We start from the raw sequence: 24252 nt of genomic DNA on the forward strand, positions 1-24252 counted from the left end.
GCCCCTCGCGCGGCGAGCCTATCGGACGGCAGCATGTCGGCGATCGCGCAGACGCCTCTCCCGAAAACTCTTCATTCTCGGCTGCGGAGGACAACCCACGCCCGGTTGTCGCGGAGAAAGGCGAGGGGATGAATTCTGTGCAGATCGGCGCGACCCATTTGGGGCAGGAGAATTGCAGGGTCGTTATGGCGCCGTCCGCCCTCGCACAATATTCTGACCCGGCATGACGCCCGCTCTGAACCGGGCGGACGCAGCTCCCGGAGGATCGGGCTCTAGGCCAGAAGTGACCGGTAACTTCCGGCTTGGCGGCTCCTGACAAAGCGCCGCAGCGTTTTTTCAATGCTGGATAGGATCGAATCCTTGGTTACGTCGCCCGGATGCACGGCCACCCGAACCGTTCGCAGCGGATGCAGCACCTGGCGGGCAAGCGCCGCGAAGGCCAGGGAAGACGCGGTCCTTGCGGTCGATCTGCTGGCCCAGGTGACCACCGGCCCGCGTGCCACGACCGCACCTGTCTGTGGGATCCAGACCTTCATGTGATCCTCGGCGATGTCGAAGCTGCTGTCGCGCAAGGCGTCCATCGCGCCCGCCCCATAGAGCCATGCTGGTGCGATGAACCCGGCGGCTTTCCGGCCGATGATGTCCTCGACGAGCGCTCGCCCGTCCTCCATTCTGCGTGCCGCCTCGGCGTAGGAAAGGCCGAGAAACTCGCCTTCGCTTGCTGTCATGTACTTCGCCTTCAGGCCGGAGATGCCGTGATGCTCGACGGTGTCCTTGTGATACCAGCCATGGACGAACATCTCGATGCCGCTGTCGGACCAGGCCCTGAGACGGTTGGCGAATGGGGTGCCCGAGCGGATCGGGTGGTGCCCCCAATGGTCGGGCACGACGAGCATGGCGAAGCTGGAAGATCGGAGCGTATCCGTCAGCAGTCCGGCAAGCCGGTCGACTTCCCGTTCCGACCCCGGGCTGACGTCGTGAATCGATGCGAGGAGCGAGCGCTTGTCAGAAATTGGCATTGATTCCGATCCTCACCGTTCTCGGCCGCAGAGGCGTTCGCTGATTCCCTTCGGCTACGGAAAAGGGATTGCCGTAGGAGAAGCGGTTGGCTCGACTGTCCAACAGGTTTTCGATGTCCAGTGAGAGGCCCCAGCGCCCGAATTCGGCCCGTGCTCCGATAGCCGTGTCGACATAGTCCCCCTGCGAAAGATCGAATGGCGCGCGTACACCCAGATACGAGGTGCCGATGTAACCGAGCGATCCGTCCAGCGTGATCTTCGTATTCGCAATCCAGGGCTCGAAACGCGTGGCGAGCCGCCAGCCGCTCTCGGCGACGTTGGGCAAGTTCCCTTCCCCATCGGCCTGGAACTCGGGTGTCGGCCGATCGAGTCTGCTGGTCGTGTTGAAGGCCGATAGTTGAAAGCGGAGCTCCGGATGGGCCTGCCAGCCTAGATTGGCCGAGACATAGTGCACCTGCGCCGAGCCGAGATTGGCGACATAGGGGAAGCCGGCGCTCGTCACGAGATCGGCTTGCACCCTGCTCCACCTCGAATAGGCATAGGACAGCCCGCCCGACAGCCGCGAGCCGGCGTCGGTGCCGAAGCGCATGCCAATCTCCGACGCGCGGATCTCGTCCGGCTGGAAGCTGGTCACCTCGGCTTGATCGCCGCTTCCGGTCAGCTGCTGCGCCCCGGGCCTGAACCCTTCCTGATAGCGCAGATAGCCGATCGTCCCTTTCCAGGGCTTCCAGGACAGAGCCGCGGTCGGCAGAAACCGCGTCAGGGGACGGGTTGGTTCGACCGAAGCTTCGCCGGACTCGGTAGCGAAATCGTCGAACCGCAAGAAGAGGGACAGCCTCCCCCCGCCGGTGATCGAGACATTGCGCCAGAGCGGCACCGTTGCCTCGCCAAACAAGGCGGCGTCCAGGGTTTCCGATCGAACATTGGAAATCGGCGCGAGCGCATCTGCGGGACCGAGAAACCGATCTATACGATTGACGTTATGGGCAATCGAAAAGCCCGACACCCAGTTCGAGATCCGTCGCGTCGATCCCGAGATCCGCGTCTCGTGGGTCAGCAGCCTGACCTCCATATCCTCATCGAACAAGGTGGGAATCTGCGCGGTGGGCGATGTGGCGTCGAACACCGTGTTGATCGAATGATAAGTATAGGAGGTGTTCGACAAGAGCCTGGCGAAGCCGAGGTCGGCCCGAAGGGTTCCGAAACCCAGGCGATAGTCATTGTCGAATGGTTGCGCAAAAAAGGATCGACGCGTCAGCGCGGAAGAGCGTGGAGCATCGGTATACTGGCCGTCCCTGCTGCCCGTGTCCTGAGAGACGATTCCGGCATCGATGCTCAAGCCGGCGTTGAACTCCATGCGAAAGGTTGCCCGCAATCCCGACACGCTCGTGCGATTGACGTCGGACAGGTCCCGTCGGACATCGTCGATATAGCCAGGGCGTAAGATGCGATATCCGACAAGTCGGACTGCGGCGCGTCCGCCAATCGGGAGGTTGGCAACGATGGCACCATCTTTGCCCAAATTGTCGCCGGTCACCGCGATCGCTGCGGTTCCGCTGACCTCGAACGCCCCCGGCGCAGGGAGGCGCGGCACGATATGGATGACGCCGCCCAGCGACCCCGCGCCGTAGAGGGCCCCTTGCGGGCCTTCGACGACTTCGACCTTCTCGATATCGTATAGCGCAAGGTCAGGATCAGGGGCGCTATAGGTGAGTCTGCTTTCTCCGAAATATTGACTGACTGTCGATTGCAATTGCCCATTGAAGCTGCTGTCGGCAATTCCCCGGACGAAAATCTTGTTTCGACCCGAACCAAGATTGGTCGAGCCCAGGTTCGGAAGATCTCGAAGCAAGACTTCGCTGCCCCTGCTGCCGAAATGAAGGCTTTGCGCTTCATCGAACGAGGCAGCATGAAATGCGCCAGGATAATCGGCCAGCGCGACATGCTGTTTGCTCGCCGTGACGATGATCTCTTCGGGTGGTGGCGGCAGATCGACCGGGGGCCCGGGAGAAGGGAACGTCGCGGATTTCCGCCGGTCAGGGACCGCTTGCCGGGCCCGACGGGCAGGCTGGCGAAGCACTCTCACCACGTCCCCATGCGAAATTCGAAAATCGTATCCGGTACCTCGCAGCAGTCGGCGCAACCCTTCGCGGAGGGTATAGCGTCCCCTCAGGCCGGCAACTCGCACCGACCGCAGCGCCGGATCGCTGGTGTCGATGGAAACGCCCGCCTGCGTGGCGAGCGATACCAGCGCGACGTTCAATGGCCCGGGAGGAACATCCAACGAGATCTCCTCGGCAGCGTGCGCCGGAAAGGTTGCCGCTGCGCAGACGATCGGCGCGCTCGCCAAAAGCAATCTGCCGCTCACCGAGCTTCGACGAACCAGCGCGTCCCGTCCGCGACAATTTTCTCGCCGATCAGTTCTTCCAGCCTCGCGCGCAGTGCCTCCCGATCCCCATCGGTCTGGATCACGCCTGAAAAGCTCCTCGAGCCCATTCCTCGTGGAAGCTCGAGCGATATGCCAATCGACCGGGACAGATCGTCTGCGACTTGTGCCAAAGGAGCTTGATCATAGACGAGTTTGCCATCTGCCCAGCTTCCAACCGACGCGACCGCAATCTGCGAAATCTCGATGGTCCCGCGACTGTCTGCTGTAAGACTATCACCGGCGCGAAGATTGACAGCCCGGGCGGCACCTTCGAAGCGCACCGCGCCTTCGGCCACTCCGACGCGAAGCTGCCGATCGGTACGGACCACGTTGAACACGGTCCCGATGTCGACCAGGCGCTGCTCACCGGCGACGACGGTGAACGGGTCGGAGTCGTCGTGCTCCACAGCAAATCGCGCTTCGCCCCGGGCGATCTCCACCGATCTGATGTCGTTCTTGTCGAGGATAATCTTGGTGCCGCCGTTGAGCAGGACCTCGCTCCCGTCCGCCAGTGAAACGGTTCGAGTCTCGCCCGCCGGGGTTTCGATCGAATAGGGCGAATCCCGGTTGGGCAGCATTTGAACAGCAATCAGACCAGCCGCCGCTATCGAAGCTGCAAGCGCACCCCAGCGCCACCGGGGCCGGAGAACGCGTTCGCTGCCACCATCATAAGCAATGTCATCCTCGTCATTGCTGAATTCTGGTAATCGCTCATGTCCATCGGCCGGCGGAAAGGTTGCACTCTCGAGCAGGAGCGACATACGCACGTCACCGTCAGCGACGGCTTCATAGACGCCGTTATGCGCGGGATCGGCCTCTAGCCACGCAGCGAATTGGATCCATGCGTCTTCGTCGGCCTCCTTGAGCCGGAGGTGCCAGGCGACCGCCTTCTCGACCATTGCGCGATCAGGAAAAGCTGACATCGCCGGCCTCCTTTTGCGAGAGTTGCGCAGCGCCATCCAGTTCTTTGCGCAAGGCCAAGAGCATTCGATACGCCCGCTGGAGGTGCTTTTCCACTGCGCTCAAGCTGAGATCCAGGCTGTTGGCGATTGCCTTTTGCGACAGACCGTCGAGCCGATACATCTTCAGAATTTGGGCGGTCCGATCCGGCATCGACGCAAGCGCCTTATTGACCCGCTCGAGTTCGTCGCGCGCGATTGCGCTCTCTTCCGGCGAAGGTGTTGCATCCTTTTCGAGGTCGGGTCCGATCCGGTTGCGCGTCCAGCGATCGTCTCGCGCCTGCTGTCGACGACGCCCCCTGCGATGGTCGTGCAGGAGGTTGTTCGCCATCTGGTAAAGATATGCCCGCGGGTAACTGACGGGGCCAGTACCGACACTGGTCAGTTTCACGTACAGATCCTGCAACAGATCTTCTACTTCGGCGGGATCGCACTGGCGCGCCAGCATGAAGCGCAGCAAATCGGGACGCATTTCGCCCAACAGTTGCGCGAGCCCCGTCTCGCCTGTGCTCGAACCTTCGAACCCTCGTGACATAGGACTCCCATAATGGGCGCGCCGCCACCGGAGCAATGCACCAGAGGATGACGCGCGCTTTTGAACGACTTCCGACATCAGCAGCGACCCTTCCGGGATTGGGTGACCGATGTTTCCGACCTTATCGCGGTACGCCCACCTTCGGTCCGAAGATCGAAGTGCGGTTCAGACAAGGCATCGACCGGCCGCAATTCAAGTCCGCCGATCCAGTCGATGCTGCCCATGTCCAGTCCCTTGACGGTCGATCCGCGTGTCTGGCTTCAGACGCCGGGAAGTACGCAGAACCGCACATGCAGGGGGATAATATTGGATTGGGCGGAGTGCGTCGTCTTGTGACCCTGCGCTGGCGAAGACGCAGGAAATATGATCGGTTTGGTGGGTGACAGGATCGAACAGACGGGGTCAGTATCGTTGTGCGTCGGGGACTCATCCCGAGCTAGGCGTTCGGACGACGGAAGTTTTGGAGAACCCGGCTCGCCCAATGATCGACAAAGCCCTGACCGAAGACCTTCTCGGCCCTGATCAGCCCCGAAACGGACAAGCCCCAGGCCAGGAGAATGCCGGCTGCCATTATTTCGGGTTCTCGCGCTTGCCCATCGATCAGCGGCGATATCATTTTCAGGCCCACCACCAGCAACATCAGCCCGACGAGAATTCCCACCGCTCCTGATTGTCGCCTTGGCGGCTTTCCCAAGGCCAGCGCCAGTGACGGCAGGAACAATATGAGCGCTGCCGAGAGACAGCGTCCATATGCGGCCGAACGACCGGACGTGGTGCCGCTCGCCCATAGCAGGCCGATATCTACCCGCTTCGGAGATCTGTCCCCTGGCCCCGTTTCCGACGCACCTCCCACGTCATCAGCTCGATATTGCAGGCGGACAAAGTTAAGCACCTTGGAAGATCGGTCTCGCACGACCTGCCCATCGCGCAATTCGATAGCCGCCGCTCCGGAGGGGCGCCGCCAAAAACGTCCACGCCTTGCGGTGAAGGTGTTTCCCTCCGCCCGGAGGAACAGTCCAATGAGCTCGCCATTTGCCGCATCGAGTTGCTCGAACAGCAAAACCCTTCCGGATCCGAGATCGATGAACTGGCCTGCCTCGAGCCGATGACCGAATTCACCGCTCTCCATGCGCCCACCGATTTCCGCAAGTTTGCCTTCACCGGCGGGCATCAGCCAGCCCTGGTTCAACATTGCCAGGATACTGACCATCGCAGCGACGATGAGCGGAAACCGCATCCAACGCATAGGCGCGATGCCGCACGCCTCGATCACGTCCAGCTCCCCGCTGAGAACGAGCTTTCGTACGGTCAAGGCAATGCCCAGGAACAGCCCGACCGGCAAACCGATGCCCCCATATTCCGGGAGCAGGCCGGCAACGGTGTGCACGACTATGTATCCGCGGTGCCCCGAAAGGCGGGTGATCTCCAGAAGACGGGGAAGATGTTCGAGGATCATCAGTGACATGACGACGGCCAGCACACGGCACATCGTTCCGAGTGTTTGCCTCAGGACATAGCGATCGAGGATGAGGAGGCGAAAGGACATTGCTGCGCTCACGCAGCCGAGGAAACTTCGCCCGTCAGGTTTTGGTAGATCGCAAACAGGGCTGCAAAATGATCGTCCATCGAGCGCGGCAAGCGACCGGTCGAGCGCGCGGCAAAGCGGTCCGGCAGAGCGAGGATCGCGCGCACCAGGTCCGCATGATCCGCCGCGCGATAGGAGAGCCCCATCTGGCCTTTGGCGAAGTCGGCCGCACCGCCGCGATCAGGCACGATCACGGGTATGCCGCTGGCGCTCGCCTCCGCTGCCGTCATGCAAAAGGTTTCCGCCTCGCAGCCGTGCAGGAAAGCATCGGCGCTCGCCAGGACGCCGGCAAATTTCTCCCGATCGCGTTCCGGGCGAAACAGCCGGATATGGGGATTCCCGCCGATCGCGCGAAGGATATTGGTATCGTCGCGTCCTTCGCCAAAGATCGCCAGGCCAATCTGGCGATGCCGGCCGGCGATCGTCACCGCTTCGACCAGCATCGGCAAACGCTTTTCTGGCGCAAGTCTGCCTGCGGCAACGAGCAATGTTGCGTCGGAGCCGAGGCCGCATTGTGCGAGAAGGCCCGCGCGCAGGTCTGCATCGCGCTTGCGGACTGAAAAGCGTTGGGGCTCGACCCCCATCGGAACCGTCACGACATTGCCGACGCCGCCTGCCTTCATCCGCGACGCCAGATCTTCGCTGGCACAGACGACGGCGTCATAAAGTCGTCCGAGCTGTCGCAAATGATCCCAGTAGCGCACAAACCGTCGGTCGATCGTCTCGCGACTGACGAGGGGTTCCAGCCACCGGTACGCATAAGCGGACAGAGGGTCGGCGTGCATGATCAGCGCCTTGGGTATCTCTGGCCGCCAATTTGCCACCATGAGGGGGCTTCGCCACGGCGAGGACGCTTCGACCAGGTCCGGCGCCAACGTGTCGAGCGCGGCGTGGAGCGCGCGCTCATCCCTGAAATACCAGTATTTTCGATCCAGCGGGAAGCGCGGGGAGGCAATCGTCCGGATGCACGCGCGGGGGCCGAGCTCGACGATCGCGTCCTCGTCGGCAGGTGCCAGGATCGTGATATCCTGCTGCAGTCGTTCTGCGATCGCGAGTTTCTGGGCGACATAGGTTTTTACGCCGCCGCCTCTGGGAGAATAGAAGGCGCAGACATCGACGATTTTCATCGGCAGTTTCCACTCATCGGATCGGACGCATGCCGAGGCCGCGCCGATAGTTCATCACGATCTCGATCTGGGTCGGGCCGGAGCGCGCTACGGCGCTTGCAGCGGAAGCGGCGGGTTTGCTCCATCCAAGCCTCGGATTGCCCGCAAATCCTATTCCGTCCACGCGCCAGCCGAACTTCCGGTTGCCGTCCCGGTCGTGCAGCAGGCTCACCGCATAGCGGCCTGTCGACGGAACCCGGACACAGAGCTGGACCGGCCCGGAAGCAGGGACCGGCTGTTCGACCCTGCGGAAGACCTTGCCGGCTGAAAGCAGGATATTGTCATCCTCCAGAAAGTCCGGGTCTTTTGCCGGGTAGACTTCGAGCTTTAGCTTGCCCGTGCGGTCCTTGAGCCCCTCGACGTTGACGAGAAACGAGGGGCCGAGCTCATTGGAGCGGCACCTGCCTTCGGCCGTTCCGAGATCGGGCGTCGACTGGCCAGCAGCAACCAGCAGGGGACCCGCCATGAGGCTAAAGAGCAGGCGTTGCATTGCCCGTCCTCTTCGAAAGCAGGTCTACAAATGCGAGGCTAACCCCGACAAGCACATGAGTCGCGAGGATCAGTCCCGCCATGAGCACCATCAGTGCAGACACTTCGACTCGGACGCCGAGCGCGAGGACGGCTATGCCAGCGAACATGACGTCCTTGTTCGGCACGAAGGGCAGCCGCGAGATCAGAAGGCGAATGCTTGCCAGAACAAGCCACCAGACAAGCGGAACGTCCGGCAGCACAAGATGCCACAGAGCCGCCGAAAGAATGGCCGTCGCAAATATTCTCGAGAGATGGACCGCGAAGACCATTCCGAGTTCTTTGCTTTCCAGTGAAAAAAGCGACCGGCGAAGCAGCATCACCGCGAGCGAGGTCCCGATCACGAAGGCGAGTGACCAACCGATTGCGGCCGCATGATCATGCAGCGGCACCAGCTTCGCGAAGGGAAACGCCATAGCGAGAAAGGCAAGGGTGGTCACGTTGCCCGCGACCGCCGAGAGCACGGCGACATCCTTCACCGCTCCGAACGGAGTGGTCACGAATTTGAGGTTCTGCCGTGCCCAGCCGTAGAAATAGACCTCTCCGAGATAGCCGACCAGCAGTTCGTTGTAGATGAGCTTGCGGATCAGAACACCGAAGGCGCCGGCACCGACGCCCCAAAGGCGTTGGAAGATGAACCAGTCGCTTGCGGGTCCAATCAGGTAGCTGATGGCGAACAGGCCCCAGAATGTCAGCGAAGTCGGTACCAACCCGAGCGTCTTCGCAAAATCGAGGTCGCGCGCCTGGTAGATCGCGGCGCCGATGACGATCAGCGAAAGGATCGTTCCGAGAATGCCTCCCGGAGCCGGCATGGCGCGGCGATCCTGCGGTTCGAATGCGAACGTTCCAGTCGGCGCGAGCGCGAGAGTTTGATCGAGCATTTCCGGGCCTCGCTCGTTGACAAGAGCCCGCTAGACCCCGCCCCCGTGCCATTCCCGCACCCTGCTGCGCATTTTCTTCCGACGCTGATGGCGAGAATCGCCGACCAAAGCGGTGAGCCTGGACAGATAGAGCTGACCAGAGCTTTCCAACGTGAACCCGGCGGCAAGGCGCCGCATTGCCGTGCGATCCGGCCGCAAATGCCTCGCGACGTTCATTGCCACGCTCAGAGTATCGGGATTGCCAGGGGGAACCACCACGCCGAATTGCCCGTAGCCTGTCAGCCATTCCATGCTGACGCAGCAGTTCGTGGCGGCGATCGGTAACCCTGCAGCCAGGGCCTCCAGAATGACCGCAGGCGCGCCTTCGTAGTGGGACGAGAGGACAAAGACGTCCGCCTTTGCGTACAGCGCTCGAACATCGTCGACGTGCCCGACAAACCGGACTTGCGATCGCAGGCCTAACGCGTTTGCTCGTTTGACGAGTCGGTCGCGCTCGGGGCCGTCTCCAGCAATGACCAGCACGTCGTCGGGCCGGGCGTGGCGCGCAAATGCTTCGAGCAGCAGCATCTGATTCTTCTGCGCGGCAAGCCTGCCAATCGTGAGGAAGCGGCAACCAACTTGCGCGTTCCTGGCTGATCTTGCGCCGGAAAGCTGATGCAGGTCATATTCGGACAATGCCGGATCGGGAATGACGCTGACCCTGTTTCCCGGGAGCGCCAGTTCGCGCTCGACTTCGGCACGCATGGGCGCCGCGATCGCCACGAAGCCGTCGAGGGCGATACCCTGTGCTCTGAGCCACCATCGATAGATGGGTTTGACGAGCTTCGGAAGATCGCGCCGTTCCAGATCGTTGCTGATCTTGACGAGAACAGGAGGGCATTGGCTACCGAGGAGAAGCTTCGTCGCCACGCAAACAACGGTGTAGGTATTGCCTGGACAAAAAACGACGTCGACCTTTTCCTTGAGAAGGAGCCGGACGAATGACCAGATCATCCAGATCGTCTCCCACCGGTCGGTTGAAAACGGTTCTCTCATGACACGATAGTCAAGGTCGGGAGCGATATCGGCACAGACTCCGCGGCTTCGGCCAAGGACTATGACGGGATCATGCCCCTCGCCTCGCCAGTATTCGGCAAGGCGTAGCGCGACACGCTCGACCCCGCCTGGTTCGAAGCTATGAATGGGAATGGCAATTCGCATGCCCGGCTAGACGCCGATCCTATTCAAGACCCGCACCTGCCTTGCGACGCGTTCAGGGCCTGGAAATCACAAGAACCACCGGACGCAGGTGCCGGGACGGGCGCTACCGAGGAAGAGGGCGGCGGTGCGCCAGGCGATCGACATCGGTCGAGGGGGCGCGACCACGGCACGCGCCTGGTCGACCCGCGCGGCCGCCTCGGCCATTGTCGGATTATCGCTCAGACCGCCGAAACCAGATGATCTATGCGGATCGTCCAGCTGCGACCGGTCCGCCCGGACCGTTGGTCCATGAAGCCGGTACGTCCAGTGCTGGCCGACGGCCCTCGGGTTGCAAGGTGCATAAGCCGGGCAAGATGGCGGGAAACGCCATGCCGGCGCGAAGGAAAGGTCGCCATAGGGGCATAGTGTCCACCAGCGCAGGGCATGCCTGCCGCCGGCAGATCGGGATCGGTTGTTGGAATCCGGGCGCCGGAGACAGTTTGTCCCGGCGCCCTTTGCGACCCGACGGGTGTTCCCGCCGGATGACGCCGATCCCATATGCCACGGCCGGTCAGAAGGTGTAGGTCAGGAAACCCATGCCGAACGGAGCGGTCTTCTTCCGTACGATAGGGCTGTCCTTGACTTTGCCCAGCAGCGTCGTGACCCCGCCCGCCGCACCGAAACCGATATGGTCCGTCAGTCGATATTGCAGCCCAAGCTCTGCCTTCGCATCCAGCAGACCCGAACCCGGGCGGAACTGCCGAAGACCCGATTCCTGTGCCTGACGCGCGCTCACGCCGTAGAAGCGGTCATTGTGTTTCGCGTTCGCCCATCTCGTCCCGATCGAGGGCGTGAGGAACAGCCGGTCGTTCACGACGATGGGCCGCGACAAGCTGAAATCGGCGATCATGCCTTTCGTGCTGCCCGCGAAGATCTGGGTGACACCGGCCGTGGCTTCGAGGCCGAACTGTCGAACGCTGACGAAGCCGCGTGCGCCTGCTCCCATATCGACCTTGTTGAACCGGTTCGGCACATCCTTCCGCTCGTAATTGTCGGTCACCAAGACGACGCCGACACCGGCCGTAAGCGCCTCGCTGTCCGCCGGCGCGACGCCGATCCCATTCTGGAAATTGACGAAGAAGTGCCCGCGCTTGATGTCGATCACCGGAATCGGCTGAAACTGATATTTCCTCGAGCCCAAATAGGCGGGCTGATACAGGCCGCCGAAGCCGATCGCGATGTGATCCTCATCGGGGCCACCGTCCTGGCCTATGGATTCTCCAGGATAGCCGGACGCTTGCCCGGGAGCGGCGGTGAGCGGCGGCTCGATTTTCGTCAGCGTCTGGGCCGCCGCGGAACTGGCCCAGACGAAGGCGCTCGCCGAGACGATAACGCGATTACAAAAGCCAGGTGTTTGACGCATGTCGTTTCCCAATATGTGGTTCGAGCAATGTCCGCCGGTGGCGGCGTTCGGCGTAGAAGCTGTTGACCAGCCTGCTTATTCCGCTTGGAACAGATGGCGCATGGTCCCCATCGGCGAGCGAATTCACCGCCGACAATCGAACGCCATGAATGCTTTGCAGCGCCCAGGATTCAGTATCCGCAAGTGAAAGTCCGGAGTGGCGCCGCACGAATACACGCGCGCGACACGACGCCGGCGCTCAAATGAGACGCGAAGTCTTTGTGGGTCATGGTGATCGCCGCAAATCAGGCTGTGTTAGGCAATGTGGCACGTCGGTGTCTCCGATTTGCCCCTGAGACGCCAGCCGGATTGCAGACCCGCACCAGGCGATGTGAAAATTCTCGGCCCCGCCGACACCGACATTCTTTATGTGTCTCGGTGTCGGCGGCCCCTCGTCGATCGTCGTGATGACGCGGCGGGCCTCGAGGAGCGGGGACTGCCGGACATGGCGAGCGTGTCGCGGATCGTCCCGCAGAATTACGCCGTAGGGCAAAACCTCGGGGTCGCGGGGGCGATGGCCAGGCGGATACAACAACATCAACAACTCGATGGCGCTCGGCTTCCAGACCGCACCCCAATCAAAGCTAACCATTTACGTGATGCCGGACCTCGACGGGCGCCCGGCGACCATGCCGCCCTCGACGCGCAAACCTATGGCCGAGAGGAACCCGTCGCGGATCTCATTCCGGATGCTCATGACGTTCCTGGAAAGCGACCACCTATTCAACGGGAGGCCGAAGTGAGCCGACGCCCTCTAGCGCGGACGAGGCAACACCGGAGCCGATTGGGGTGATGTACAGGGCGCGGCGGCGCGAGCGTGCGCCCCGCGGTCGCCTGATCCGACGAAGCTCGCGACCGCCAGATCTACCCTGGTGGTTCCGAACTCAGGCGTCGCCGTCACCCTGAGCCGCCCCTTTGGTCCCAAGGCCTGCTGAGCCACTGCCGCCTCCGCCGCCTCCACCGCCGAAAGAATCGCGGACGCGCGCTCGAAATAATCTCTCCCCACGTCGGTGAGGCTGAGGCGACGCGAGGAACGGTTCAGAAGCCGAGCGCCGAACTTCTCCTCCATCCTCTGCACGATCCGGCTCGCACAGGCCTTGTCGGTCGCGAGCCGCGCGCTGCGGCGGTGAACGATCCCTCCGTCACACCGCGACGAAGACACGCATCTCGGAGAGTCCCACCGTTGTAGACATCGGCAACGATATGCTTCCCCACGTCGGTCGCGGCCGCATCCCTCCACCTTAAGACTGGCTCGCGTAAACTTCCGATGCTCGCCGACACAGCCGCGCGAGCGCTATCAGCCGATCCTGACCGAGTTCCTGTCGCAATCGGCGGGCTCGACCCGCCGGCAATCGCGCCCCGGCTGCTCGACTATTTCGGCTCGCTTCGCGGCATATTTGGCGGCGATTCGCGCCCGCTTCTTTTCCAGCGACGGATCGATGCCAGCCGCGATCTCCTTGCGGGCATCGTCCCGGCGTGTCCTCGCATCGGCAATGCCGACTTGCGGCCAGCCACCGAGATGCAGCGTCTTCTGCTTATCCAGGAAGCGGTAGTTCATCCGCCAGAGCTTGGGTCCGTTTGGTTTGACGGTGAGGTACAGACCTTGGGCATCAATCAGGTTGTACGCCTTCTCCGCAGGCTTGGCGGAGGCAATTTTGATATGTGTAAGCACGTCGATTTCCCAGCAAGTCGGGTCAATCCGAGACCATCAAAAGCACCAACAAATGATGGTGCTGTTGATGGTTCTAGCCGGATTTCGCCGGACGATGTCGGGCGATTCTCGGTCGAAAAATGCTGTAAAACCAGCCGCTTACTGGATGCTACTGGACGGTGCCAGAGCGAGGAGTGGTGCCAGAAGAGGCATCAAATTCACCGACTAAGCTACTGAAATTAAATGAATTTACGGGAGGGGGCATTCTCGTGGCCCCCAATATGGCCCCCTCGAAGAACTCGACAGCTGAATTTTTTAAGCCCGCAGAGGCCAGTGGCTAGCCTGTGGCACCGGCTGCGCCGGCGATTTTAGCCGCCTTTCAGCCTTCTCACTAGGGCCGATTTTTGGAAAAATTTCGAAAAGTTTTCGAAAAACATTCCAAAAATTGCATATTGCGAGCGGCTTTTCTTTGAGCAACAAAGCGTCCATCGCAATCGCAGTATGGAACGCGGCGGCGGTGTTTTAAAAACCGTAGTAGCCGAAAGGTAATATCATGTCATGCATCAGCATGTCTGTGAGTGATGCTTGCCGCCATATTGGAATTGGTCGCACAAAACTCTATCAACTTATCTCATCAAATAGCCTGGATGTTGTAAAAATTGGGAGGAGGACTTTGATTCTCACCGCCAGCATCGAGCGTCTCATCAATGCAGGTGGTCAGTGAGATGGACTATTTTGGTATGCGCTCCACGCACGGTCAGGAATGGGACCAGGCCTTCTTGGCTCGCTTCAGCATGCACGCGCTGGCTAGTGAGCACACTCATCTGACCCGTCAAGGAAACGAATATGTCGGCCGATGCCCATTCCCCGACCACCGCGACTCCACTCCCAGTTTCTCCGTGAACGAGGCGAAGGGAGTGTTCCGATGCTTCGGGTGTGGACGGGCCGGCAATGCGGTGTCGTTCATGCAGCAGATGTACGGTCTGTCGCACTCTGACGCCTGCCGTGAGCTCTACGAAGGCGGCGATCTTCCTTCAACGGTAAGCGGCACGCACAGGGAGAGTGACTCTGAAAAGACCAAGTGGGCGAGGAATATATGGAACGATGCCCTGCCGATCGTCGACACGCCGGTTGCCGAATATCTCGATAGCCGCGCACTGCCGTTCGAGTTCGTAGGTCAGCAGGAAAACATCCGGTTTGCTCGCCTTTCGTTCGACCGGTCGGCGCAGAAGCATCCTGCGCTCGTGGCCGCCGTGAGGGATCTGAGCGGCGAGATCGTCGGCATTCAACGCATTTATTTGACTGAAGAGGGCAAGAAGCTCGGATCGAGTTGCAAACGATCACTGGGGCCAACCTCGGGCGGAGCAATCCGCCTCAGGGGGATAGATGCGCCTCCCGGTGAACCCGAGAACATCTACATCTGCGAGGGGTTGGAGGACGGCCTCAGTATCGCCCGTGACCAGGCGCATGCGGTGGTGTGGGTGACGATGGGCACGGCCAATCTCGCGAACGTGCAGCTGCCGCCCGCGTGCAAAACCGTGACGATCGCCCACGACAACGATGATGCTGGCCTTCAGGCCGCCGACGTAGCCACCAAGCGGCTAATCAAAGCGGGTTTCGAAGTTAGTCTATATCCGCCTCCGGCCGGCTTTAAAGACTGGAACGAATATCTCGTTTGGTGGGAGTTCAGCTCGGATGTCTACGGGAACGAGCTTGAATGGCTCTACGTCGCGGAGCCGGGCCGAGACGAACCAGAAGTTCCCGAACTCCCCTCCCTCAGTGAGATGCTCGGCCATGACCGCTTTTGATATGGAAGGAGCCGGCCAGCAGATCGCTTTTCCCGTTTCCGTACCCATACGAGTCGATCCGGACTCGATCTGGCCGGATCCAGTTGCGCTGCCTTCAACCTTGCTGCCAGTCATGGAGTTCGAAGAAAGCATGCTACCCACCGGCCTCCGCCGGTGGGTAGCGGACATCGCGGAACGGATGAATTGTCCGATCGATTTCGTTGCCGTTCCCGCGATGATCGCGGCGGCGTCACTCATAGGGCGACGGATCGGGATCCGGCCGGAAGTTCATACGGAGTGGACGGAGGCCGCCAACTTGTGGGGTGCGATCGTCGGGGTGCCCGGGAGTCTAAAGTCGCCGGCGGTGCGGGAGGCTTTCACTGCCTTGCGTACCTTCGAGGCGAAAGCGGCTCGCGACTACGAAATCGCCATGGAGGATCTCAAGCCGCAGCAGAGGCTTCACGAGATCATGGAGCAGGAGGCCAAGCGTGCAGCCAAGGCGAAGCTACGGGACTTCGAAGAGAATCCCGGAGCCAAGCTGGACGCGCTCGACGTCCTTCGTGAGGTACACGAGCCTACATTGCCGAAGCAAGTCCGCTACATGGTGCAGGACGCAACACCCGAAAAATTGGGGGAGCTTTGCCGGGACAACCCGGAGGGCATCCTGCTCTTCCGGGACGAGCTGCTGACGATGTTCGTCGACCTTGACCGGGAAGAGAAGGCGAGCGGCCGGGGCATGATTATGAGTGGTTGGACTGGCCTTGATGGGGACAGCTGCGACCGGATCGGGCGTGGCACGGTCCGCGCTGATGCGGTCAATCTCTCCCTCTTCGGAACCACCCAGCCCAATCGCTTGATCAGGTACATGCGGGACTCACTGCAGCACCGCGACGACGGCCTTATCCAGCGGGTTCAGCTGCTAGTCTGGCCAGACTCCGACCGGCCATGGGTCAAGACGGATCGAAAGCGAGATGAGCAGGCGCGGCAGGATGCCATGCGTTGTTACGAGCGCCTCAACTGCATCGATCCGGAGACGGTGGATACGTTGGTTGACGAGTTCGGCGGGCCCGGCAGCATCCCTTATCTCCGGTTTTCGCCCGATGCGCAGGAAGAGTTCGACCGGTGGCGGGCGCGACTGGAAGCAAAGGTTCGGGAACCCGAACTGTCGTTGCCGCTGAAAGCCCACCTTTCCAAGTACCGTGGGCTGATCCCGCGATTGGCGCTGGTGTGTCATTTGGCGAATGGCGGCGTAGGGCCTGTCAGTGTCCAGGCGTGGGTGATGGCGGGGTATTGGGCCGATTATCTGGAAAGCCACGCGCGCCGTACATACGCCGCGCTGGAAACTGACAATACTGACACTGCTGAACTCATCCTGCGGCGGATCCGAAAGGGGGACTTGCCCACGACCTTCTCCTCCCGCGACGTCTATCGGAATGGCTGGTCCGGGCTGAAGGATCGAGAGCGAGTGGAACACGCGTTGAAGCTACTCGCCGAGTACGATTGGCTCGATGCTGAACGGGTAGCGACAGGCGGGAAGCCGAAGCTCAGCTTCACGGTGAACCCAAAAGCGCTGAAAAAGCCGAACTGATATCTGGCAGGGTGGCGGTGGGTCAGCCACCCTGCCTTTTTCTATCCGGAGCGACGCTACTGTGTCTCACTGGCATAACCCCCAATAGGGTAGTTCTACCCCATTACCGGATCCCAAATGGAGTGCGCTGCGGAGCATTTCCGCGACATGCCCACGGAAATCCGCCAGATTTGTCGCTCCGGTTTAGAAATCCTATTCTCAAACAAGAGAGCGAGAGGATTGGGTTTGATCCGGTAGCGGCAGCGAGCGTCCGGCGTGAAAAATATTCCGCGGCCAAGCGCTCCCTCACCGTCAGGTGCCATAGTGGACGGGATGATGGGCCATGCTTGCCGCAGCGTTCTCCGAGCGGCAGGATCGGTCCGATGGCCAAGGATTTCGACCTACTGACACAGCTTGCGCGGTTCGCCCATGCGAACGACGTCGCCTTGTCCGAGCCGGAACTGATTGAGCGTTTCACCGCGGATGCCGTTCCTCGCCTCCAAAGCGCGATCAAGGATCGCGATTTGGTCTTTGGCATGCGGACCGAGCGGTTGTTCGAGGCTATGGTTATCAGTCTCGGCGGATTCCGCATGCTTAAATCAGAGGATACCGGCTCGGTTCATGGGACCGAGAAGCTTCGCACGCCCGATTTCAGGATCGTCCTCGAGAACGGCGAGCAATGGCTCGTCGAAGTTAAGAACGTTCACCGCGAAGATCCATCCGATCAGGTCCATAAGATGGGCCCCACCTATCTGCGGTCGCTTCAGCTCTACGCCGACCTCGTCGGCGCCAAGTTGCTCGTCGCCCATTTCTGGTCGCGATGGGGCCTCTGGACGCTCGTCGAGATTCCTCGCTTCGTGACCCGCGAGGGCGGCCTCAAAGTCCGAATGATGACGGCCCTGATCTACAATCGCTTGGGCGATATCGGCGACGTTTCCATAAACCTTCCGGGACCGCTCCGCCTGGTCGTCGATATGCGTGACGACGAAGGCTTTGGCGTTCAAAGGGCATCCGTCTCCCTCTACCGGCAAAACATTCTGTTGGAGGACGTCCGGGATCGGCAACTCGCCATGATCCTGATGCAATATGGGGACTGGCGCCTTGAAGGCCCAATAGAGCGGCGATCGGTCTCGGGAGTGCGTCAGCTCCATTTCATCGCCACGCCCGAAGAGGAATCGGAGAACGGTTTCGACTCGATGGGGCCGGCAAGCAGGATATTCTCGCGCTATTACCGAGCCGAGACGAGCATCGGTGATCAGGTGACGCAGCTGCACGGCAACGCACGCCCCGGCTGGTTCCGACCCCTCGCAACCTGGGACTTCGAGACCAGCCGGCTCGGCCTTCGCATCTTTCGCATGCGGCATAAGTCGGGCGACATCGTCGCCGAACCGTAGGCGACCCACTATTGAAGTAGGTCGATTTGCAACAGATCGCGGCCATAGCGTTCGATGAAACGCCTAGCGTCGATAAGTCCGCGCATGAGTTCATTTGCACTGATCTCGTGCGCCCGGTGGATGATATTGTCGCGCCGTCCAATCAGGCTCGAGATCTGGTCGCGGTGCGCGAGGCGCTGGTTATCGCCAAGCACGCCTTGCCGTCTCAATGCCGCCTGCAACTGGGCCATCGCGTCGCGGGGACCGAGCGTCTCGGCACCATTCTCGCGGAAGGCGGATAATCCCAGATCGTCGCGGTTCTCGAAGAGGCCGTAGAGGAACATCTCTACGGCATGGACCGTCGCGATCGCCGCCAATCGACGCGTATTCGCGCCCCCCTCGAGGCTTAGCTCCTCGGCGCGACGGAAAAAATCGCGGGCCATGAGGAGAAAGCCGTCGACTTGGGCGAGGAGATCGTTCGGACGTACAAGATATCCCAGTATGATCGCGGTCGTGAAATCGTCCTCGAGCGGGTCGGCGTGCCACTCGCCAAGTTCCAATTGTTTGCCCAGCAGCCATGCATCGGCCTGATCGAGGACGTGACCCACATCATTCGCGATCTGCGATCTGCGAATGACCTCGAGAGTTACGGCGGTGCCGATGAGATCCTCGGCCTCGTCACCGCTGTGGCGAACCCAGAAGCCGGCATCCGGTGTCCGCTGAGCAAGAAGCCAGGCAACCGCGCGCGAGATGGCGTCATGATATCGATCGTCACCCAGTCGCTGAAACGCAAGCGTAGCAAGCGCCGTTGCTCGGACGCCGATCCGCTGCGCGCCATCATCGTCAGTTTCCCAGTAGCCATCTGCGTGCTGGCGGATCGCAAGGCGGTCGAGCTGCATGGCGATGCCCCGGCGAAGCGTCCCGACGAGGAGCGGGCTGCGAGCGCATCGCCACAAGTGGTAGGCGACGGCTTCGACCGGGGAAGGCTGGTTGCCGTCGGCGGGTCCTAAACTGACAAGATGGGTTTCACAGTGCCGGACAGCCTCGTCACATCGCGCCGCTTCGGTCGGGCTTCCATAAAGGTCTAGGAACCAGGCCAGCGAATAGTTCCAATCCTCAGGAAGCTCCGCGCCATTCGCATCGCGCGCTAGGATCGCCTCGAGCGCCCTGCGACCCTCGGCAGACCTTGGCTCGATCTCTAGGATGGGCATGATCTCTGGCGTGACGATTAGCTCGCGCCGGGCAGACAGGATGAAGCGCGCCTTGTCGATCGTCGGCGGCGTATTTTCCAGTTCCTCGCGGAGCCGTCTGCGTTGGACCGCGGTGCCGTTGCGCAGAGCTTCGCCGTATTCGTTGGCGATCTGCTGAATGGTTCGATCATGCGGCTCGGGCGTTCCTGTCGCGATGAAGTTCAGCGGTATGTCGCCGTCCTTGATCGCCCAGTGCGTGCGATGCTGCTCGAACGGCTCGATGCCAAGTTCCTCGGAGCGCGCGAACAGCTCGACTTGGTCCAGATACGCGTGGTTGGGATCGGGATCGAAATCGAACAGCAGCCTCGTTCCGCGGCGTTGAAGGTTGTGCAGGCGCCCATAGCGCACGGTCCTCGGCCTAGGCCCCCTCGCACCCACTTCATAGGCAAGCAGCGTCGGGATCTGTTCGAGCAGGGTAAGCGTCTCCGGTCGCGCGATATCGACCGCATCCGCGCCGTCGTGGCTATATTCCTTGAACCGGTCGACCCCGAAGCTGAGCGGCGCGGCTTCCCAGTGAGACCCAGAGCCGGCCACGATCAGATTGAACATCACATCTACCCGCACACTAGTTGAGAGGCTGTTTTACGGCTCTAGCATGCCCTTGGTAACCGTCATTCTCTTGAGGGAGACGAGCGTCGCGACAGAATGAAAGCAGGTCGGTAGCGATTAAGTGAGATGGAGCGATAGCCGTCGTGATGCTACAGGAGCTTGCTGCATCGCCCTGAGACCGCACCTTTCGTTGCCGGCAGTCAAGACGAGAGGAGCAATCACCGCTCCGCTCCCGCTTCGGTAAGAAGCCGCCGGAGGTAGCCGGTAAGCTCTGATGCGATCAGCGGATCGTTGAGCTTACGAACATCGAAGCCTGGGAAACCATTCAACGTCTTGGTGCTTAGGGGCCCCACGATGGCGACGAGGTCATCGTAGAGCCGCTGTCGGACAACCTCGTTGGCGAAGGCAGGACGATAGATAAGATGGCCGAGATATAGCTGAACCGATCCTTTTCGCTCATTGGAAAGCCGGAACGGGTATAGCGTGGCGCCGTGAATATCGAACACCGAGAGGATAGATCCTTGCGACGAGGTCACTTCCGCGCGCCCTCCGACCTCATCTACCAGCGCGGCGAACACGTTGGCGGCCTCGACTGCGTCGTTTCCACAGGGTCCAAGCTTGGTTTCGATCCAAGCATCCCGGGTGATCGGCGGAAGCGCTCCTCGCGCCGCCTTCTCCGTCTGAGCGCGTTCGGTCTCGCCAATTATGCGCGGCGTCAGCGCCGTCACGCCGCCTTCGCTCTCGAACCAAGATAGTTCCACTGCGCGGACGTCCGCCTTCATCTGCTCGTTCAGGAATTCGACGATCCGTGCCAGTTCGCGCGGGATCGTGTCGGCCACGAAGACCATCTTGATCCGGCCAGCGGCGAAATTTGCATCCACCTGCTCCCAAAACTGCTCCGGATCGGACGTGCCTGCGAGGAATACCGCGAGCTCGGCATCCGCGTCGCGGCCAAGCTCGATCATGGTCGCGGCATAGCTCTGGGCGATGCGACCGCCCTGCCAATAGGCAGTGCCGTTGGCGGCATAGTCGAGCATCTGACCGATTACCTCGCGGCGCAGGCGCGTATCGACCGCACGCTTCAACTCGACCAGGACGGGCACCCCGGTGCGCGTCACGAAAAGATGGTCGAGTGACCACCGGCCGTTGCCGTCCTCACGATCAGCGATCGGCTGTTCACGACGGATGAGAAGAAGGGCACCGTCCTGGTCGGCAATGAGTTCGGGATGAGCAGCCACCAACTTCTGCATGAAATCCTCGCTGCGCGGTTCAGAGGGGCGCATCGAAGTCAGCGTCCCCTCGGCATCGACGGTGTAGATGATGCTTCGGGTCAATGGGGCCTCTCAGGCGTAAGGATTAAGGTTTTCTCAGACGGCGCGGTTGAGCATGGCTCGGACTAGCGGAGTCGGGTCGGCCGCCGGATTGCGCCAATCCGCACGACCGGGATGGGTGACGGTGACGACGGCGCGCCCGTCGGGTGCAATGTGCGCCTCGCTGGTCCAGCGACGCCCATTGGTTTCCGAGAAGCTGTCCAGAAATTGATTCGCGGCTAAGGCATCGCGGACCCAGCGCCCCGCCGTGCTGCCAAGACACAAGATTGTGCGAACGCCGAGTTCGCTAATGACCGCTTCATGGACCGGCCAGCACCGAGTTAAGAGGAGCACCTTTTCCGCCAGGGTAGCCTCACCGATAGAGCGCGCGAACACGACGTTGCTGGCGGGCACCTCACGAAGATCGAGGTCCAGCCGGTCGAACATATGACGCATGCGCGGTTGCATGCCATGAGTTCCGGGCGGGCGGCCTTGCCAAGACTCGTCCAGATACGCGGACCATGGCTTCATCAAGGCCTTCCACTCGGCAATATCCCGTCGGAGGGTTTCGTTAGCCTGCTTTGTTGGCGAGCCACCCGGGTTGAGACCAAGAATGTAGAGCGAACGGGGTCCCGCAAACGCGCTCGGCCCCGAATAGAACAGCGCCCCGGAGCGGCGCATCATCTCTTCTGGAAGTAGGGTCAAGGCGGCTTCAATCGACAGATCACAACTCCCTTTTGTCTCGTAGACCCCATGCATCGCCGGTGTCGCGTATCGGTGGCGGCTGGACCACGCGACGCGCAGCATTGTCGTCGTCGCACCGCTCGCTCTTCTGAAGAGATGTCTACATTCGCGCTATGTATTTCTTGTGGAATCGAAGCCGAAGCATGATCGATGCCAAGCCAGCCGCGTACGATGCTCATCAGTTATTGCCAGCGAAGACGGGCGCCCCAAGGACTGCCGGGCTGCCGCTCCAAGGTGGGGAGAGAATAGCGCAGAACCGTCGTCTTCGAAGCTTACCAACCCCGCATCAAATGCAGCGTCCCAGTGAGCTGCTAATAACAGTCCATTATGGACATTCAGCCGTTCCTCGTCGCTCGCGCACTGCGCCCAAGGCACGATGTGGCTCGCGCGCAACAAGGCCGGCTCTTCGATCCCGGTGAGCGGGCAGCGCCCATTCCAATAGCCCATCAACGCCCCGCGAAAGTGATCCTGACCGATGCGCACACGTAGGAGGCGTTCCGCTTCGGTATCCCCCAGACCTGCTACCGCAGCCTCAAATTCCAGGAGCGGCAGCGTGGGCAGCGTGGTGGCGAGCACATAGGCGCGGTGAAGCGCACCGCGCATCGCGCTTTGGTGTACAAAGCCGAACGCCGCCCTTTTACCCTGCGGCACCGGTGCAGCGGCGGGCGCATCCAGTTCGGCCGCGACCCCAGGGTGCTCCACGGCCAGAAACCAACAGACGCCGTCCGCCGCCACCGCCAGCCCGATCTCGCCCGGCACGTTGATGTCGGAGGCGAAGTAAAGCCAACCGTCAGCCTCTCCTGTCTCACGCCGATAGCCGTGATTGGACGCGGCTTCCTGCAGCTCCGAGCGGAGACCGGCGGGGACGGCGCGGAGGCGGTAGTCGGTGTCGATCATCCTTCGAATTCTTTCAGGAATGCGAGGGCCTCCGTCGCGGCAGCTTTGAATGAGGTGAGGTCCAGGCCATCCGCATAGCCAACACCGGATTTCAGGCGCATCGCGCCATCGGAAAAGCGCCAGCCCGCTCGAGATGCTGGCCATGCCAAGCCCTTTTTGAGCAGCGAGCGTGCGCCGTGTGTAACATCGAATGCGATTTCGGTTTTGCCCAGCGCGTCCGGTTCCTCCCCCGGCATAACCCAAAGCTTGATGGTCCGCCCGGATCGCGTGAAGTGTCGCTCGAAATACTCGCCGTCCCATCTCAGCTGAGGGTCAAGCGACAGCTCTTCATCCTTTGGATCTGCCGGGAGCGGCTTCCAGTCGCGGGGGTAATCGCCCCACACCGCCATCCACAAGCGAAACATGTCCTTCGCCAAATCAACCTGAGTTTGCAAGGCCGACACAACCGCGTCGTAATAGGTCTCGACTTGGTCCCACTCGTTGCTTTCAGGCGCGAAGACGAGTCCCTGATCCACAATCAGATTGACGGCAGAGCGCACCTTATCGTTCTTGTAGTAAGCTTCTACGCTAGGGCTGAAGTGGAACAGCGCGCGCTCCCGGCTATTAGGCATAGGCGGTCTCCCAAAGGGTGCGGCGGAAGCGCTGGAATTCCGGGTCGTCATCGGGCTCGGCGAGTTCGCGTTCAAACCACAGCATGAATCGCCACCAGTTGGTTGAGTCCCAGCGTCCATCATCCGGCGGCGTTGTGTACCGTCCAACGAGGATCAACGGCGAGCGCTCGTACGACCATTGCCGCTTGTCGATGAGATGCGCCGCGTATTTGCCGAGTTGGCCACGGCTGAGTGTGTGATCGAATTTGGCTTCCAGCGCAGCCCCTGCCCGAACGCCATCGTCTAATTCGAAATCGACGAGAATGTCGATCTTACCACGCTCGATACGTTTGCGGCCGGCACCTCTTTTCATGGTGGTGGCTTCTTCTGCCGCAACCTCAAAATCTTTGATCCGGTCGGCACCCGCTTGGACGATGCGGCGCCCGGCGCAGCGGCAGGCGGCGCGATAGAAGGCGAGGGCGCGCCCAAGTTGCCGGTCGGCGCCGCCCTCGGTCAGGTAATGAACGAAACCGCGGGTGATCTGTGGCTCGTAAAATTTGGCCCATTCATGGGGCCTGACTGCGAAACAGTGGTGCGCGAGGTCGAGCGCGAACAAGCGGCGGATAGCACCAGCATCGTATTGCGCTCGCGGCGGGGCCGCCGAGGCATAGTCGAGGACCTGCCGCATACGATGGTCCCATCTCTCGGCCATTCGGCGCAGGGCGTCGTCGTCGTAGCAGCAGGGCGGTATACGGATGGCCCCCTGCCACTCCGTGACGCGGACGACCTCAC

22 protein-coding genes are annotated in these 24252 nt (G+C 61.3%); 4 read left to right on the plus strand and 18 right to left on the minus strand.

Annotated features, from left to right (window positions below):
- Nucleotides 1-272: 272 nt before the first annotated feature.
- The 12 genes from Q9Q95_RS20900 to Q9Q95_RS20950 all read right to left on the minus strand — a co-directional run bounded on the left by Q9Q95_RS20900 (nucleotide 273) and on the right by Q9Q95_RS20950 (nucleotide 13414).
- A complete protein-coding gene (locus tag Q9Q95_RS20900) occupies nucleotides 273-1019 on the minus strand; it encodes a polysaccharide deacetylase family protein (RefSeq protein WP_306099102.1) in 747 nt (248 codons plus the stop codon).
- Nucleotides 1006-3387, minus strand: coding sequence for a TonB-dependent receptor (locus tag Q9Q95_RS20905; protein ID WP_306099103.1), 2382 nt, complete (start codon nucleotides 3385-3387; stop codon nucleotides 1006-1008). Before Q9Q95_RS20905 ends, Q9Q95_RS20900 begins: the two co-directional genes overlap by 14 nt.
- Complete coding sequence (locus tag Q9Q95_RS20910) at nucleotides 3384-4370, minus strand: FecR domain-containing protein (RefSeq protein WP_306099104.1); 987 nt, start codon at nucleotides 4368-4370, stop codon at nucleotides 3384-3386. The genes Q9Q95_RS20905 and Q9Q95_RS20910 overlap by 4 nt, the downstream gene beginning before the upstream one ends.
- A complete protein-coding gene (locus Q9Q95_RS20915; protein ID WP_306099105.1) occupies nucleotides 4354-4941 on the minus strand; it encodes an RNA polymerase sigma factor in 588 nt (195 codons plus the stop codon). The genes Q9Q95_RS20910 and Q9Q95_RS20915 overlap by 17 nt, the downstream gene beginning before the upstream one ends.
- 436 nt (nucleotides 4942-5377) lie before the next feature.
- Nucleotides 5378-6487 carry an LptF/LptG family permease gene (locus tag Q9Q95_RS20920; RefSeq protein WP_306099106.1) on the minus strand — a complete coding sequence of 370 codons (1110 nt, stop codon included), beginning with the start codon at nucleotides 6485-6487 and terminating at the stop codon, nucleotides 5378-5380.
- Nucleotides 6488-6495: 8 nt separating this feature from the next.
- Nucleotides 6496-7653, minus strand: a complete 1158-nt coding sequence (locus tag Q9Q95_RS20925; RefSeq protein WP_306099107.1) for a glycosyltransferase — start codon at nucleotides 7651-7653, stop codon at nucleotides 6496-6498.
- A gap of 13 nt (nucleotides 7654-7666) precedes the next feature.
- Nucleotides 7667-8182, minus strand: coding sequence for a DUF2141 domain-containing protein (locus Q9Q95_RS20930; RefSeq protein ID WP_306099108.1), 516 nt, complete (start codon nucleotides 8180-8182; stop codon nucleotides 7667-7669).
- Nucleotides 8163-9101, minus strand: a complete 939-nt coding sequence (locus Q9Q95_RS20935) for a hypothetical protein (RefSeq protein WP_306099109.1) — start codon at nucleotides 9099-9101, stop codon at nucleotides 8163-8165. The genes Q9Q95_RS20930 and Q9Q95_RS20935 overlap by 20 nt, the downstream gene beginning before the upstream one ends.
- Nucleotides 9102-9131: 30 nt before the next feature.
- Nucleotides 9132-10301: a glycosyltransferase gene (locus tag Q9Q95_RS20940; protein WP_306099110.1), complete on the minus strand. Its 1170-nt coding sequence runs from the start codon at nucleotides 10299-10301 to the stop codon at nucleotides 9132-9134.
- A gap of 550 nt (nucleotides 10302-10851) precedes the next feature.
- Complete coding sequence (locus tag Q9Q95_RS20945; RefSeq protein ID WP_306099111.1) at nucleotides 10852-11703, minus strand: MipA/OmpV family protein; 852 nt, start codon at nucleotides 11701-11703, stop codon at nucleotides 10852-10854.
- 793 nt (nucleotides 11704-12496) lie between these two features.
- Complete coding sequence (locus Q9Q95_RS21250) at nucleotides 12497-12982, minus strand: LysR family transcriptional regulator (protein WP_371876823.1); 486 nt, start codon at nucleotides 12980-12982, stop codon at nucleotides 12497-12499.
- Nucleotides 12983-13039: 57 nt separating this feature from the next.
- On the minus strand, nucleotides 13040-13414 hold the full coding sequence (locus Q9Q95_RS20950; protein ID WP_306099112.1) for an Arm DNA-binding domain-containing protein: 375 nt from the start codon (nucleotides 13412-13414) through the stop codon (nucleotides 13040-13042).
- A gap of 547 nt (nucleotides 13415-13961) precedes the next feature.
- On the opposite strand from Q9Q95_RS20950, the gene Q9Q95_RS20955 reads away from it, so the two are divergent.
- The 4 genes from Q9Q95_RS20955 to Q9Q95_RS20970 all read left to right on the plus strand — a co-directional run bounded on the left by Q9Q95_RS20955 (nucleotide 13962) and on the right by Q9Q95_RS20970 (nucleotide 18141).
- A complete protein-coding gene (locus Q9Q95_RS20955) occupies nucleotides 13962-14117 on the plus strand; it encodes a helix-turn-helix domain-containing protein (protein ID WP_306099126.1) in 156 nt (51 codons plus the stop codon).
- Nucleotides 14101-15201: a CHC2 zinc finger domain-containing protein gene (locus Q9Q95_RS20960; RefSeq protein WP_306099113.1), complete on the plus strand. Its 1101-nt coding sequence runs from the start codon at nucleotides 14101-14103 to the stop codon at nucleotides 15199-15201. Before Q9Q95_RS20955 ends, Q9Q95_RS20960 begins: the two co-directional genes overlap by 17 nt.
- Nucleotides 15188-16768 carry a YfjI family protein gene (locus Q9Q95_RS20965; RefSeq protein WP_306099114.1) on the plus strand — a complete coding sequence of 527 codons (1581 nt, stop codon included), beginning with the start codon at nucleotides 15188-15190 and terminating at the stop codon, nucleotides 16766-16768. The genes Q9Q95_RS20960 and Q9Q95_RS20965 overlap by 14 nt, the downstream gene beginning before the upstream one ends.
- A gap of 362 nt (nucleotides 16769-17130) precedes the next feature.
- The gene (locus Q9Q95_RS20970; protein WP_306099115.1) at nucleotides 17131-18141 is read left to right on the plus strand and encodes a hypothetical protein; all 1011 of its coding nucleotides are present in this window, start codon (nucleotides 17131-17133) and stop codon (nucleotides 18139-18141) included.
- Between the two features lie 8 nt (nucleotides 18142-18149).
- Here the strand turns inward: Q9Q95_RS20970 and Q9Q95_RS20975 are convergent, their stop codons facing one another.
- The 6 genes from Q9Q95_RS20975 to Q9Q95_RS21000 all read right to left on the minus strand — a co-directional run bounded on the left by Q9Q95_RS20975 (nucleotide 18150) and on the right by Q9Q95_RS21000 (nucleotide 24148).
- A complete protein-coding gene (locus Q9Q95_RS20975) occupies nucleotides 18150-19919 on the minus strand; it encodes a hypothetical protein (protein ID WP_306099116.1) in 1770 nt (589 codons plus the stop codon).
- 218 nt (nucleotides 19920-20137) lie between these two features.
- On the minus strand, nucleotides 20138-21253 hold the full coding sequence (locus Q9Q95_RS20980) for a hypothetical protein (protein WP_306099117.1): 1116 nt from the start codon (nucleotides 21251-21253) through the stop codon (nucleotides 20138-20140).
- A 33-nt stretch (nucleotides 21254-21286) separates the two neighbouring features.
- On the minus strand, nucleotides 21287-22036 hold the full coding sequence (locus Q9Q95_RS20985) for a hypothetical protein (protein WP_306099118.1): 750 nt from the start codon (nucleotides 22034-22036) through the stop codon (nucleotides 21287-21289).
- Nucleotides 22037-22084: 48 nt separating this feature from the next.
- Nucleotides 22085-22870 carry an HNH endonuclease gene (locus Q9Q95_RS20990; RefSeq protein ID WP_306099119.1) on the minus strand — a complete coding sequence of 262 codons (786 nt, stop codon included), beginning with the start codon at nucleotides 22868-22870 and terminating at the stop codon, nucleotides 22085-22087.
- Nucleotides 22867-23481, minus strand: a complete 615-nt coding sequence (locus Q9Q95_RS20995) for a hypothetical protein (RefSeq protein WP_306099120.1) — start codon at nucleotides 23479-23481, stop codon at nucleotides 22867-22869. The genes Q9Q95_RS20990 and Q9Q95_RS20995 overlap by 4 nt, the downstream gene beginning before the upstream one ends.
- Nucleotides 23474-24148, minus strand: coding sequence for a hypothetical protein (locus Q9Q95_RS21000; RefSeq protein WP_306099121.1), 675 nt, complete (start codon nucleotides 24146-24148; stop codon nucleotides 23474-23476). Before Q9Q95_RS21000 ends, Q9Q95_RS20995 begins: the two co-directional genes overlap by 8 nt.
- Between the last annotated feature and the right edge of the window lie 104 nt (nucleotides 24149-24252).

Origin of the sequence: Sphingomonas sp. DG1-23 (assembly GCF_030730875.1) — a bacterium.
In the GTDB taxonomy this organism is placed as follows: domain Bacteria; phylum Pseudomonadota; class Alphaproteobacteria; order Sphingomonadales; family Sphingomonadaceae; genus Sphingomonas.

Excerpts from the sequence above, each read along its gene's own strand:
- Q9Q95_RS20975 (WP_306099116.1), bottom strand. The coding sequence starts at position 19,919 with ATGTTCAATCTGATCGTGGCCGGCTCTGGGTCTCACTGGGAAGCCGCG.
- Q9Q95_RS20935 (WP_306099109.1), bottom strand. The coding sequence starts at position 9,101 with ATGCTCGATCAAACTCTCGCGCTCGCGCCGACTGGAACGTTCGCATTC.
- Q9Q95_RS20925 (WP_306099107.1), bottom strand. The coding sequence starts at position 7,653 with ATGAAAATCGTCGATGTCTGCGCCTTCTATTCTCCCAGAGGCGGCGGC.
- Q9Q95_RS21000 (WP_306099121.1), bottom strand. The coding sequence starts at position 24,148 with ATGCGGCAGGTCCTCGACTATGCCTCGGCGGCCCCGCCGCGAGCGCAA.
- Q9Q95_RS20940 (WP_306099110.1), bottom strand. The coding sequence starts at position 10,301 with ATGCGAATTGCCATTCCCATTCATAGCTTCGAACCAGGCGGGGTCGAG.
- Q9Q95_RS20970 (WP_306099115.1), top strand. The coding sequence starts at position 17,131 with ATGGCCAAGGATTTCGACCTACTGACACAGCTTGCGCGGTTCGCCCAT.
- Q9Q95_RS20990 (WP_306099119.1), bottom strand. The coding sequence starts at position 22,870 with ATGATCGACACCGACTACCGCCTCCGCGCCGTCCCCGCCGGTCTCCGC.
- Q9Q95_RS20995 (WP_306099120.1), bottom strand. The coding sequence starts at position 23,481 with ATGCCTAATAGCCGGGAGCGCGCGCTGTTCCACTTCAGCCCTAGCGTA.
- Q9Q95_RS20930 (WP_306099108.1), bottom strand. The coding sequence starts at position 8,182 with ATGCAACGCCTGCTCTTTAGCCTCATGGCGGGTCCCCTGCTGGTTGCT.
- Q9Q95_RS20900 (WP_306099102.1), bottom strand. The coding sequence starts at position 1,019 with ATGCCAATTTCTGACAAGCGCTCGCTCCTCGCATCGATTCACGACGTC.
- Q9Q95_RS20915 (WP_306099105.1), bottom strand. The coding sequence starts at position 4,941 with ATGTCACGAGGGTTCGAAGGTTCGAGCACAGGCGAGACGGGGCTCGCG.
- Q9Q95_RS20965 (WP_306099114.1), top strand. The coding sequence starts at position 15,188 with ATGACCGCTTTTGATATGGAAGGAGCCGGCCAGCAGATCGCTTTTCCC.
- Q9Q95_RS20985 (WP_306099118.1), bottom strand. The coding sequence starts at position 22,036 with ATGCTGCGCGTCGCGTGGTCCAGCCGCCACCGATACGCGACACCGGCG.
- Q9Q95_RS20945 (WP_306099111.1), bottom strand. The coding sequence starts at position 11,703 with ATGCGTCAAACACCTGGCTTTTGTAATCGCGTTATCGTCTCGGCGAGC.
- Q9Q95_RS20920 (WP_306099106.1), bottom strand. The coding sequence starts at position 6,487 with ATGTCCTTTCGCCTCCTCATCCTCGATCGCTATGTCCTGAGGCAAACA.
- Q9Q95_RS20910 (WP_306099104.1), bottom strand. The coding sequence starts at position 4,370 with ATGTCAGCTTTTCCTGATCGCGCAATGGTCGAGAAGGCGGTCGCCTGG.
- Q9Q95_RS20955 (WP_306099126.1), top strand. The coding sequence starts at position 13,962 with ATGTCTGTGAGTGATGCTTGCCGCCATATTGGAATTGGTCGCACAAAA.
- Q9Q95_RS20960 (WP_306099113.1), top strand. The coding sequence starts at position 14,101 with ATGCAGGTGGTCAGTGAGATGGACTATTTTGGTATGCGCTCCACGCAC.